This is a genomic window from Rhodosalinus sp., assembly GCF_041685465.1.
GTDB lineage: Bacteria > Pseudomonadota > Alphaproteobacteria > Rhodobacterales > Rhodobacteraceae > Rhodosalinus.
On record NZ_JAWLFS010000086.1, the window covers coordinates 1 to 11256 of the forward strand.

10 protein-coding genes and 2 pseudogenes are annotated in these 11256 nt (G+C 68.6%); 3 read left to right on the forward strand and 9 right to left on the reverse strand.

Translation table 11 applies throughout. The annotated features are described in order from the left end of the window. Positions 1-118: 118 nt before the first annotated feature. The 7 genes from ACESL7_RS07590 to ACESL7_RS07620 all read right to left on the reverse strand — a co-directional run bounded on the left by ACESL7_RS07590 (position 119) and on the right by ACESL7_RS07620 (position 9519). The gene (locus ACESL7_RS07590) at positions 119-613 is read right to left on the reverse strand and encodes a hypothetical protein (RefSeq protein ID WP_372892711.1); all 495 of its coding nucleotides are present in this window, start codon (positions 611-613) and stop codon (positions 119-121) included. A gap of 165 nt (positions 614-778) precedes the next feature. After that, positions 779-2029: an allantoate amidohydrolase gene (locus ACESL7_RS07595; RefSeq protein WP_372892712.1), complete on the reverse strand. Its 1251-nt coding sequence runs from the start codon at positions 2027-2029 to the stop codon at positions 779-781. Then, a complete protein-coding gene (locus tag ACESL7_RS07600; protein WP_372892713.1) occupies positions 2026-2988 on the reverse strand; it encodes an ABC transporter permease in 963 nt (320 codons plus the stop codon). Before ACESL7_RS07600 ends, ACESL7_RS07595 begins: the two co-directional genes overlap by 4 nt. Beyond that, positions 2975-4510, reverse strand: a complete 1536-nt coding sequence (locus ACESL7_RS07605) for a sugar ABC transporter ATP-binding protein (RefSeq protein WP_372892714.1) — start codon at positions 4508-4510, stop codon at positions 2975-2977. The genes ACESL7_RS07600 and ACESL7_RS07605 overlap by 14 nt, the downstream gene beginning before the upstream one ends. Continuing rightward, positions 4510-5613, reverse strand: coding sequence for a sugar ABC transporter substrate-binding protein (locus tag ACESL7_RS07610; RefSeq protein ID WP_372892715.1), 1104 nt, complete (start codon positions 5611-5613; stop codon positions 4510-4512). Before ACESL7_RS07610 ends, ACESL7_RS07605 begins: the two co-directional genes overlap by 1 nt. A gap of 61 nt (positions 5614-5674) precedes the next feature. Continuing rightward, positions 5675-7438, reverse strand: coding sequence for a hydantoinase B/oxoprolinase family protein (locus ACESL7_RS07615; RefSeq protein WP_372892716.1), 1764 nt, complete (start codon positions 7436-7438; stop codon positions 5675-5677). A gap of 11 nt (positions 7439-7449) precedes the next feature. Continuing rightward, positions 7450-9519 (reverse strand): hydantoinase/oxoprolinase family protein, encoded by a 2070-nt coding sequence (locus tag ACESL7_RS07620; RefSeq protein ID WP_372892717.1) that lies wholly within the window; start codon positions 9517-9519, stop codon positions 7450-7452. 124 nt (positions 9520-9643) lie between these two features. Here ACESL7_RS07620 and ACESL7_RS07625 point away from each other — a divergent pair, with 124 nt between their 5' ends. The 3 genes and pseudogenes from ACESL7_RS07625 to ACESL7_RS07635 all read left to right on the forward strand — a co-directional run. Continuing rightward, positions 9644-10147: a MarR family winged helix-turn-helix transcriptional regulator gene (locus tag ACESL7_RS07625; RefSeq protein WP_372892718.1), complete on the forward strand. Its 504-nt coding sequence runs from the start codon at positions 9644-9646 to the stop codon at positions 10145-10147. A gap of 339 nt (positions 10148-10486) precedes the next feature. Continuing rightward, entirely contained in the window at positions 10487-10900 is a 414-nt protein-coding gene (locus tag ACESL7_RS07630) for a hypothetical protein (protein ID WP_372892720.1), read from the forward strand. Continuing rightward, positions 10901-11035: pseudogene (locus tag ACESL7_RS07635) on the forward strand (IS3 family transposase); the annotation flags it as partial. Here the strand turns inward: ACESL7_RS07635 and ACESL7_RS07640 are convergent. Then, positions 11035-11121, reverse strand: a pseudogene (locus ACESL7_RS07640) (succinyl-CoA--3-ketoacid-CoA transferase); the annotation flags it as partial. The pseudogenes ACESL7_RS07635 and ACESL7_RS07640 sit on opposite strands and share 1 nt — an antisense overlap. Beyond that, positions 11118-11256 (reverse strand): 3-keto-5-aminohexanoate cleavage protein (locus ACESL7_RS07645; RefSeq protein ID WP_372892719.1); only part of this gene is annotated, 139 nt, incomplete at its 5' end. The gene ACESL7_RS07645 and the pseudogene ACESL7_RS07640, both read right to left, overlap by 4 nt.

Below are 11256 nucleotides of genomic sequence, written 5' to 3' on the forward strand. Positions count from 1 at the left end.
TGGCTGCGCGGTCGTGCCCCGGTCGGGGACCGCCTTCCCGGCGCGGGACCCTTTGGAAGGTGGCGCATGCAGACCTTCATCGCCGGGCTGACCTGTGGCGATCTGATCGCCCCGTGGATCACCGAAGGCGCGATGGACGGGCGCGCGCCTTCGACGCTTGTGTCGAGACCCGGCTGGCGCCGGCCCTCGCGCCGAGAACGGGCGTCATTCTCGACAACCTCAGCACCCATCGCAGCCAGCGCGCCGCCTCATGTGCAGGGTCCGGAACCCGGACGGAGGTCAGGTCGCCCGCGCGGTGCAGCTTGGCCAGCATCACCGCGTCGCGGCGGTCTGTCTTCACCCGGTCGCCCGACTTCACAGGGATCAAGGGCGATGCCACCATGATCCAGTCATGCCCCATCTCGACAAGCTGGCGGTGCTGGCCGTAACCGCAGGGCCCCGCTTCATGGCTGAAATGCAGCCGAGCCCCGCTGGCCGGCGGCTTCTCGGCCAGTTTGCGAACGTGATCAGGGCGATGCGGCACCGCCCCGACGTGGCGGATCTCGCCGCCCCGCTCGCCCTGCGCAATCGCGCCCGAAATCGTCGCCTTTTGGATATCCAGCCCGATGAACATGCTATCATGCATCTGGTCTCCACCCAATCTTGAGGGCCGGCGCCAGCCAATCTGCCGTAACCCTCGAACGGAGACTGCCGCGGGAGAGGCCAGCGCCCCAGTCAGCTCACACCGCCATCATGGGATCCAATGCGGCGCACGCCTCGGCGACGCCCTCATTCATGCTCACGCCACACCCGACCGGGCGAGCATGGCATGCAGCAGAACCTCGCAGCCCGCCGCGAGGTCGTCCTTTTCGGCGTATTCCTCCACGTTGTGACTGACGCCGTTCCGGCAGGGTACGAAGATCATCGCCGTTGGTGCGACAGCAGCGATGTTCGAGGCGTCGTGCAGCGCTCCGCTCGGCAGTCGCCTGTGGCGCAGACCGAGCGCGCGGGCCGCCGCCGCGACGGCGTCGACGCAGGAGGGATCGAAGGCGCGCGGCGGGACGGCGAGCCGCTGGGAGACGCGCGCGTCGCACCCGTGGGCCGCGGCGGCGGCGGTGCAGGCGGCCTCGCAGCGCTCGACGAGCCCGGAGAGCGTATCCGCGTCGGGATGGCGGATATCGACGACGAGGTCGACGCAGCCCGCGACGGTGCTGGGCCCATCCGTTCCGGGGCGGAAGCGGCCGACGCTGACACGCGCGTCCGACCCCGCGGCGCGGCCCGCGCGGTTGAGCTCAACCACGATCGCTGCCGCCGCCAGAAGCGCGTCGCGCCGCGCCTCGAGCGGGGTCGTCCCCGCGTGCGCATCGGTGCCCTGCACCCGGACATCCAGCCAGCGCAGGCCCTGCACCGAGGTCACGACGCCGACCTGATCCTCCTCCTTCTCCAGCACAGGCCCCTGCTCGATGTGAAGCTCGAAGAAACTGTCGAGCGCCAGCTCGTCCGGCCGCAGTTCCCCGCGCCAGCCGGTCCGCGCGGCGGCATCGGCGAAGCGCTGCCCGTCGGGCCCTTCGATGGCGTCCAGGTCCGCATCCGCGATCAGCCCCGCGAACCATGCCGATCCCAGAAGGCCCGGCGCGAAGCTCACGCCTTCCTCGTTGGTCCAGTTCACGACGATGAGCGGGGCCTCCGTTTCGACGCCCGCGTCGTTGAGCGTCTCGACCGCCTCGAGCGCCGCCAGAACGCCCGAGATCCCGTCGAACCGCCCGCCATGCGGCTGCGTGTCGAGATGGCTCCCGGCAGCGACAGGTTTGCGCGACGGGTCCCGGCCCGGCCGGATCGCGAACATGTTGCCCGCGCGGTCGGACCGCAGGCTCAACCCGGCGGCGCGGCACCAGGACGCGAAGAGCGCGCGGGCCTCGGCGTCCTCCTCGGACAGCGCGACCCGACAGTTGCCCGTCTCGCCGACCCGGCCGATCCGCGCGAGTTCCATGTGCCGGGCCCAGAGCCGGTCGGCATCGATGCGCACGCGCCCGACTGATCCGTCGCTCATAGCGCGCGCTCCTGACGGCCGGAGACGAGCTGCGACACCATGACGGCGAGCACCAGCGCGCCGCCGTAGAAGAGATCCTGAACGAAGGTGCGAAAGCCCAGAACGGACAGGCCATTGATGCCGGTCACGAGGAAATAGACGGCGATCACGGACCCCCACGGGTTGAAGCGCCCCGGCTTTATGCAGGTCGCCCCGAGAAACGCCGCCGCGAAGGCCGGGAGGAGAAGATAGGTGCCGGAGTTCGGATTGGCGGAGCCTGTCGTGCCCGTGTAGAGGATGCCGGCGAGCGCGCCGAGCACACCCGAGATGACGAAGGCCGTCAGCCGGACGCGGCCGACACCGACGCCGGTGAGACGGCCCACCTCGCGCCCGCGCCCGGTGAACAGCAGCTGCTGGCCGAAGGCGGTGTAGCTCATCATGTACCAGATGACCGCGGCCAGCCCGATGGCATAGTAGAACGCGACCGGGATGCCGAAATAGCGCTGAATGATGACCCATTCCATCAGGATCGGCGAGACGCCGGAGACCGTCTGCGAGTTGCCGATGTAAAGCGTGATTCCGTGCAGGAAGGTGCCGACCCCGAGCGTCACGATCAGCGAGTGCACCCGGAAATAGATGGTGATCGCGCCGTTGACGACCCCGACCAGGGCGCCGATGCCGAGGCCGATGGGCAGCACCAGCCAGAGCGGGACGTCGAGCCGCGCGTCGAGAAGCGCGGTCGCCATCGACACGAGTGTCAGCGTCTGCGCGATGGACAGGTCGAAATCGCCTGCGGTCAGGGGAATGATGATACCCAGCGTGACGATCACCAGCACCGCCTCGGAGCCGAAGATGGTCGAGAAGTTCGACCAGGTGAGAAAGGTATCGGGCCTGAGCACGCCGAAGAGTGCGATGAAGGCCAGCCAGACGACCACGAGGCCGAAACGCTCGAACTGATAGGTGAGGCTACTGTGCCGCATGGGTTTCCACCGCCTTGTAGCAGGCCTCTGCAATTGCCTGTTTCGTCACATCTTTTCCCTTGAGTTCGCCGATGATGCGCCCGCGGTCGAAGATCAGCACGCGGTGCGCGATAAGTTCGAGCTGCTCGAATTCGGAGGTCGCGCAGATCACGGCGCCGCCGTCCGCGCAGACCTCGAGCAGGCGGTCGTAGATCTCCTGCCGCGCGCCCACGTCGATTCCCTGCGTCGGCTCGTCGAGCAGGACGAGCCGCGGGCGCAGCTGGAGCCACTTGCCGAGGACGAGCTTCTGCTGGTTGCCGCCCGAAAGTTCCGAGGCCGCCTGCTCGCTCGAACTTGCCTTGACCGAAAAGCGGCGGATCAGGTCGCCCGTGTCGCGCCGCAGTTTCCGCTGGTTGAGCGCGAGACGGCCGGCGATCAGCGGCAGCGTCGCGTTCTCCGTCAAGCTGAGATCCGGCGCAATGCCGGCCCGCTGCCGGTCCGCCGGAATGAAGACGATGCGAGAAGCGATCGCCACGCTGGGCGTCAGTGTCGCCACGTCCAATCGCTGGCCGCCCAGCGTCAGATGGCCCGCCGTCGCGCGCCGTGCGCCGGACAGCAGCGAGGGCACCTCGTCATAGCCCGACCCGATCAGGCCGGTCAGGCCAAGGATCTCCCCCGGCTGCACCGACAGGGCGATATCCCGGGCGATGTCGCCGCTCAGGTCGCGCACCTGGACGGCCGGGGCCGCGGCGGGCAATGCGGCTACCCGGCGGTCCACGCTGACGGCGCGTCCCACGATCGCCTCGACGAGCGCGGTGCGCTCCGTCGTGGCCGTGTCGAAGGTGTCGATCACCTGCCCGTCGCGCAGGACGGTGCAGCGGTCGGTGACCTCCATCACTTCGTCGATGTCGTGGCTGACGAAGATGATGGCCACGCCGCTCGCGGTCAGGCGGCGCATCATGGCGAACAGGTCGCGCACATCCTCCTGCGGCAGGAAGGGCGTGGGCTCGTCGAGCACCAGAACACCCGGGGCGCCATGCGCGCGGTGCTCGCGCACGCGGTCGGCGGCGCGGACGATGGCGAGCTGCGCCCGCTTCACGGGAGACAGGTCAGCCACGACGTCGCCCGGCGCGAGATCGAGATGGTGCTCTGCAAAGAGCGCGCGTGCCCGTTCCGCCTCGGCCCGCCAGTTGATCCACCATGGCCGCAGACGCTCGTGATCGCCCGCGATGAGGTTTTCCAGCACCGTGGCGTCGTGCAGCAGACCGAGGTTCTGATGCACGAAGGACAACCCGTGCGTCTCGCTCCGGCCGAGCGGGATCGGAAGCGCGACGTCGCGCCCGTCGATCTTCAGCTCGCCCTCGTCGGGCGCGTGAAAGCCGGAGAGCACCTTGATCAGCGTGGACTTGCCCGACCCGTTCGACCCCAGAAGCCCGTGAACCTCGCCGGGCCGGAGGATGAGGTCCGCGCGATTCAGCGCGCGGGCCCCTCCGAACGTCTTGGTCAGTCCCCGGATCTCGAGCCTGGGGACGGAACCCTGCATCACTCGTCCAGCATCCAGAGCGCGCGGTAGCCCGCCACATAGGCGTCGCCGTAGCCCTTGGAGGCTTCGGCCGGATCGCCCACCTCGTCGATGTTCTCGGCCGAGAAGACGCGCAGCGGCACCTTGCTGTCCACGATGGGCTCGAGATCGCACAGCAGTCGCATCTCGGCGTCGAGCATCGCATGCGCGATCCAGTCGAGGTTCTCGCCGATATCCATCTCGACCGTGCCCTCGCGGATCAGGTCGAGCACGAAGGGCGTGCCGTTGAAGGTCGCCACCTTCACGCTGTCGCGCTTGCCCGAGATCGCGATCGCCGGCGTCACGAAGGTCGACATGCTGTCGTAGATCGGGATCACGTAGTTGATGTCGGCGTTGCCCTGCAGCTTGCCCTGCACGGTCGGCTGGATGCGGGTCGCCCAGTCGACGATCGGCACGTTGACGATCTCGTAGGTGCAGTCCGGGCACGCCTCGAAGGCCTCCGTCAGCCCGTCCACGAGGCTGTCGGTCGAAAGCGCCTCTTCCGAGACGATGATGAGCGCGTTGGTCTGCGCCTCGGTCTGCATGATGGTCCAGTCGGCCATCAGCTTGCCGGCCTGCTTGTAGTCGATGGCCGTGTTGGCATCGACACCGGCCGGCGCCGGGATCTCGAGCCCGGTCAGATGCGAGGTGACGACCTTCACCCCCTTGTCCTGCGCGGCTCCCACCTGCGGCTCGAAGAAGCGCGGATCGGCCCCGGCCAGCAGGGACACGAGGTCGAAGCCGTTGTTGCCGGCGTGCTCCATGCCCTGGATCCACTGCGTGGGATTGCCCTGGTTCTCCCATTGCGCATGCTCGAAGCCGAGCCGTTCTGCCAGATCGCCCTTGTGGTCGGCGATCGTCTTGACGAAGGGGATCGCGCTGGAGGCCGGGACGGTCATGATCGACTTGCCCTCCATGCAGGCGCGCGCGTCGAAGGGCTCGCCGGGGGCCGTGAACTCCGGAATGCCGGAATAGGCCTCGATATTGGCGCGCGCCGCCGCGACCGGATCGTCCTGTGCGAGGGCCGGCGCGGCGAGCATCAGCGCCGCGGCCGATACGCGGCCGAGCTGTCCGAGATGGGTCATGGTCTTGTCTCCCGTGTTGTCGCTTTTGTGGTTGTCGTTTTCGTGGTCGTCGTTCGGTCTTTCATGAACGCTGCGCGCGCAGCGCCGCGGTCGCCACGGCGTCGACCGTGCCCCCCTCGGCGATCACCACCCCGTAGGATCGGCAGGCGCTCTCCGCGCTCAGCAGCCCGTCGCGGACATCCTCGAGCACATGCTGCGGGTCGCGCTCGAAGGGGTTTCCGTAGCCGCCGCCGCAGGGGCCGAAAGCGACGATGCGGTCGCCCTTCGCCAGCGGGCGATAGGGGATCTTGGACGGCAAGGCCTCGACGTCGCCGCCCGCGTGAACGAGGTCGACATGCGCGGGCGACCCGTCCGCTCCGCCCAGGAAGCCCCAGGGGTCGAAGCGCTGCCCGTCGCCCTCGACCGACACGGCGCCGTCCTCGAGAAGCTCGAAGGAGCGGATCGAGCCGATACCGCCTCGCCACGTGCCGGGGCCGGCCACGTCCTCGCGCAGCTCGTATTGCAGGACGCGCAGCGGCAGATGGCTCTCGATGTCCTCGACCGGGTTGTTGCGGGTGTTGGCGTAGAGCGTGTCGACCGCGTCCATGCCGTCCTTGCCGTAGCGCCCGCCATAGGCGCCTTCCATGATCTCCATGTGCACCCACGGCCCGGCCGCGGTCTTGCCGGAAAAGGCCATGACCCTCAGGTTGCCGATGCCGGCGCTGACCTGCTGCGGCACGGTCGGCGCAATGGCCTTCATCACGGTGTCGGCGACCGCGTTTCCGGGGCAGAAGCGCGCGATCACGGGGGCCGGGAAGGTCGGGTTGGCCAGGCATCCCTCGGGCGCGTGGATGGTGATGGGGCGCGTCAGTCCGCTGTTCTGCGGGATGTGACCATGGATATCGCTGTCGAGAAGAATCGACCGCAGCGTGAGCCACACGGCGCAGTCGACCGTGCCGACGAGCGGCATGTTGATCGGCTTGTTCGGAATTTGCGGCGCCGTACCCGTCAGATCGACGAGGATGTCGCTGCCGGTGATCCTGAGCGTGACCTCGATGGGCAGCTCCTTCAGCGCGGGGTCGTCGCTGTCGAGATAGCCGTCGATGTAGGTGCGCGCGGTGTAGCTGCCGTCGGGAATGGCCGAGATCGCGTTGCGCATGAGTGTCTCGGAGTGGTCGAGCAGATCCTCGTAGGCGCCCGTCACCGTCTCGAGCCCGTACTGGTCGAGAAGCGCCATGTAGCGGTCCGCCCCGATCCGGGCCGCGGCGACCTGCGCCTCCATGTCGCCGACGACGAGATCCGCGATGCGGATGTTCGAGCGCAGGATCTGCCAGACCGGCTCGACCTTCCGCCCCTCGTCGTAGACGCGCACCGCCTTGAACTGCAGCCCCTCGGCATAGGCGTCGACGGCGTCGACGATCCCGCAGCTGCCCGGCGTCAGCGCCCCGATGTCGAGGTGGTGCGCCGTCGTCACCGAGAAGCCGACCAGCGCGCCGCCGTGGAAGATCGGCACGGCGAAGCCGACGTCGGGGCCATGCGAGCCACCGGCGTAGGGGTCGTTGTGCATGAAGACATCACCGGGGCGGATCGTGTCGCCGCGCCCCTCGAGCTCGCGCAGGATGCCCTCGATATAACCCGGGATCGGGCCGGACTGCAGCGGCGTGGACATCGTGCATTCGCAGAGCTGCCGTCCGGTCGCGTCGGTGAGCGCGGCGCCGAAATCCTCGCTTTCGCGGATGATGCTGGAATAGCTCATCCGCATGAGCTTGTGGCCCATCTCGATGGCGATGTTCTCGAGCGCACCGTGGATCACGGCCGCGAGGAACGGATCGACGCGGGTCTGCATGGGCTCCCCTTTCATTTTTCGTCACGCGACATGATGACATTGCCGAAGCGGTCCACCTCGAAGCGCCAGTCGGGAGGAACGACCGTGGTGCTGTCGGCCTGCAGCAGGATGGCGGGACCGTCGATCGCGCGTCCGGCCGGCAGGGCGGCGCGGTCGTAATAGGGCGTCTCGAAACTCGACAGCCTGTCGTTCACCCGGAACATGCAGCGCCCCTGCCCCACGGGCGCGACGGTGCCGCCCTCGCCGACCTCGGGCGGGGTGCCGAGCTTGTCCACCTCGCCGAGCCCGCGCACCTTGACGGTGACGATCTCGATCGGCGCCGCCGCGAAGGCGTGGCCGTATTCGGCACGGTGCTTGTCGTGGAACTCCTGCCAGACGGCCTCGAGCGCCGTCGCGTCGAGCGCGCCGTCGGGAAAGTCGACCTTCAGCTCGTAGCCCTGCCCGACGTAGCGCAGCTCGCCCTCGCGCAGCATCCTCCGCTTCTCGGGCGCAACGCCGTCCCGATCGAAGATGGCGCAGAGCTCCGCGTCCATGTCCTCGAAGAGCGCGGTCAGCCGTGCATGGTCCACGCTGCCCTTGACCGCGAAGGCCGTGCGCAGGGCGTGATACTCGAGGTCCGCGGTCAGAAGCCCCATGGCCGAGGTGATCCCGGGATGCGGCGGGATCAGCACGCGCCGCACCCCGAGCATCCCGGCGACCTCGGCCGCGTGCAGCGGCCCGGCGCCCCCGAAGCCCGACAGGGTGAAGTCGCGCGGATCGATCCCCTTCTGCACCGTGCGCGAGCGGATCGCGTTCGCCATGTTGGCATTCAGAACCGTGAGCGCGCCCTCTGCCGTCTCTTCCGGTGTCCGGCCGAGACGCGCGGCCAGCGTGCCGATCACACGCTGCGCGGCCTCGAGGTCGAGTTGCATGTCCCCGCCGAGGAAATCCTGCGGCGCGAGCCGCCCGAGCACGAGATTGGCGTCGGTCACGGTCGGCCGGTCGCCGCCCTTGCCGTAGGCGGCAGGACCGGGATCGGCGCCCGCGCTTTCGGGGCCCACGCGGAAGGCGCCGCCGTGATCGAGATAGGCGATGGAGCCGCCCCCCGCCCCGATCGTGTGAATGTCGATCATGGGCAGCATGACCGGGAAGCCGGCGATCGAGGCACTGCGCGCGTCCGCCTCCGTCAGGCGGCCATCCACGACGATGCCGATATCCGCGCTGGTCCCGCCGATGTCGAGCGTGATGAGCCGGTCCGCGCCGGCGTGACGCCCGACCGCCGCCCCGCCGCGCACGCCCGCCACGAGGCCGGAGAGCAGCGTCGAGGCCGGCTTGCGCGCGATCATCTCGGGCGTCGCCACGCCGCCGCTCGAGGTCATGACATGCAACTCGCCGCGCAGTCCGCGATCATGCAGGCCCGTCTGAAGCTCGCTGATGTAGCGGCGCACCTTCGGGCCGATGAAGGCCGACATCGCGGCGGTCGTGAACCGCTCGAACTCGCGGAACTGCGGCGCGACCTCGGATGAGGTGGTCACGAAGGCCTCCGGCATCTCCTCGCTGACGATCTCCGCCGCGCGGCGTTCATGCGCGGGATTGACGTAGGAAAACAGGAAGCCGACGAGCACCGCCTCCACGCCCTGCGCCGACAGCGTGCGCGCCACCTCGCGCACCGCCTCCTCGTCGAGCGGAGTGAGCTCGGCGCCCTGCGCGTCGATCCGGCCGGCCACCGCGTGCCGGTGGCGCCGCCGTATCAATGGCCGGTTCTGCCAGGGCAGATCCTGCATGATCGAGTAATGCTGCGGCCGCTGGTGGCGGCCGATGTGCAGAACGTCGCGAAAGCCCTCGTTGGTCACGAGGCCTGTCACCGCACCGTCATGTTCGAGCATGGCGTTGGTGCCCACGGTCGTGCCGTGGAAGAGCCCGTCGATCTGCGTGATCTCGACCTCCGCCTTCTCGCAGATCGCCTCCAGGCCACGCACCACCGCAATGGCCGGATTGCGCGGCGTCGACGGGGTCTTGTGCGTGGTCAGGCGCTGGCGCTCCAGATCCGCCAGAATCAGATCCGTGAACGTACCGCCGACGTCGACGCCAAGAACTATCATCCACCATCTCCCCGTTGTTCGAATCGATAATTGATCCATCTGGATCTATCTGGCAAGAATTTTCGTGACCGGCTGGACCGGCCCGTGCGCGAAAGGTTAGCAAGCAGGCATGGATACCCGGGACATGCTGGACGGCATCTTTGACACCGAGCTGCGGCACCTGATGCTGATCAGCTATATCGTTCTCGGCAATAACGCGGTGACCAACCGCTTCATCGAGCAGGCCTACGGAATGCCGGTTCACGCGTGGTCGACCCTGTTCGCGGTGTCCATGTTCCCAGGGATCCGGGCGAAGGAGGTCAGGCACCTCTTCCCGCGCCCTCAGAACACGATCAGCCGCGCGGCCGCGCTCCTCGACGCGCGCGGGCTCATCCGCCAGGAAATCTCGCCCACCGACGCACGCGAAAAGTGCCTCTACATCACGGACAAGGGGGCGGAGGTCCTGGCGGAGATCCGCGCCACGTCGCTCCAGCGGCAGGAGGAGTTGTTCGCACCTCTGGACGACGCCGAACGCGAGACGTTCTTCCGGCTGGCCCGCAAGATCGCCGACGGCCCGCAGCTTCTGAAATCCCGCGCGATGGATACGTCCGGCGGGGAAACGCGCGAACGAAGAGATGCAACCGCCTGATCTCGTCGGCGCCGCCTTGCCAGGCTGCGTCCGTAGTGGGTGACGTTTGGTCAAGCCCTCCCTTGTCGCGCGTCGGCGGTGTCATGCTTCCGTCCGTGGTCGGCGCGCGGCCGCCACGTCATGCCATCCAGGTGCCCCCCGAGCGCCTGCCTGAAATGCGTGCTGCACGTCCGAGGGCGTGTCACGAGCAGCCTCTCGGCGTCATCGGCGGTCGCGTCCCGGCGACGGGACCGCGGAGACCCGGCAGCCCCGTGCCGGCTCGACCTTGCGACGATAGGCCGAGGCGGTCCGGACCTCCTCCCAGCCGGTGCGGACTGTCGTGCCGGCGAGCCACAGGCGATGGAGTACGGTGGCCATCCGGCAATCATCCGCGAACGCGACGGGGTCGCGCGCGTGCTCGACCGCCGGCCGCCGGGGCGCTTTCCCTGTGTCGAGGTCGTGTTTGCCGACCAGGGCGACCAGGGGGCGAAAGCCGCCGAGGCCGTCGCGGGCACGGGAAGTTCGCGCCACGAGATCGTGAGCCGTGACCCGGGCACCAGGGGCTTCGCGGTGTTGCCGAAAAGGCGGATCGTCGAGTGCACGCTGTCATGGATCAGGCGCAACCGCCCCCTCGCCCGGGATGTCGAACACCTCGCCAGACCCGCCGAAGCGCTGGTCAGGCTCGCCATGATAAAGATCACGCCAAGTCGCCTGGCACACCGCCACTGGCTTGGTTTTGCGCCGCCACATGGCCGGTTTTTGCTCCGCCGTTGACACGCCAGGATCGGCGACCTCGTGGTGGAACGCGATTTTCTTGGCCAAAGGCTCGGGCCGGTGAGTGTGGCCCGCAGGCGTGAGATGGTCGAGCTGCGGCACGCGGCGTTGTCGATCACTCGGCAATGCGCGCTGAGGCCGAAGCCGCCCGCGGCGATGAACATACCGTCGTGCAGCAGGGCGTCGAGCGCCGCCTCGGCGCTGGCGTAGACTGTCTTCAAGCCATGTGTCCGTCCTTCGGCGCTGCCGGCAGGCGCAGCCCGAGAATCTCGCGCGCTTCGCGCCATGTGGCGACCGGGCGCTCGTGGCGCGCGCAGATCTCCGCGGCGCGCCGCACCAGCGCGGCGTTCGAGGGT

Bases quoted from the DNA above. Each gene is read 5' to 3' on its own strand.
- ACESL7_RS07590 (WP_372892711.1), bottom strand. From the start codon at position 613: ATGTTCATCGGGCTGGATATCCAAAAGGCGACGATTTCGGGCGCGATT.
- ACESL7_RS07595 (WP_372892712.1), bottom strand. From the start codon at position 2,029: ATGAGCGACGGATCAGTCGGGCGCGTGCGCATCGATGCCGACCGGCTC.
- ACESL7_RS07600 (WP_372892713.1), bottom strand. From the start codon at position 2,988: ATGCGGCACAGTAGCCTCACCTATCAGTTCGAGCGTTTCGGCCTCGTG.
- ACESL7_RS07605 (WP_372892714.1), bottom strand. From the start codon at position 4,510: ATGCAGGGTTCCGTCCCCAGGCTCGAGATCCGGGGACTGACCAAGACG.
- ACESL7_RS07610 (WP_372892715.1), bottom strand. From the start codon at position 5,613: ATGACCCATCTCGGACAGCTCGGCCGCGTATCGGCCGCGGCGCTGATG.
- ACESL7_RS07615 (WP_372892716.1), bottom strand. From the start codon at position 7,438: ATGCAGACCCGCGTCGATCCGTTCCTCGCGGCCGTGATCCACGGTGCG.
- ACESL7_RS07620 (WP_372892717.1), bottom strand. From the start codon at position 9,519: ATGATAGTTCTTGGCGTCGACGTCGGCGGTACGTTCACGGATCTGATT.
- ACESL7_RS07625 (WP_372892718.1), top strand. From the start codon at position 9,644: ATGCTGGACGGCATCTTTGACACCGAGCTGCGGCACCTGATGCTGATC.
- ACESL7_RS07630 (WP_372892720.1), top strand. From the start codon at position 10,487: ATGGAGTACGGTGGCCATCCGGCAATCATCCGCGAACGCGACGGGGTC.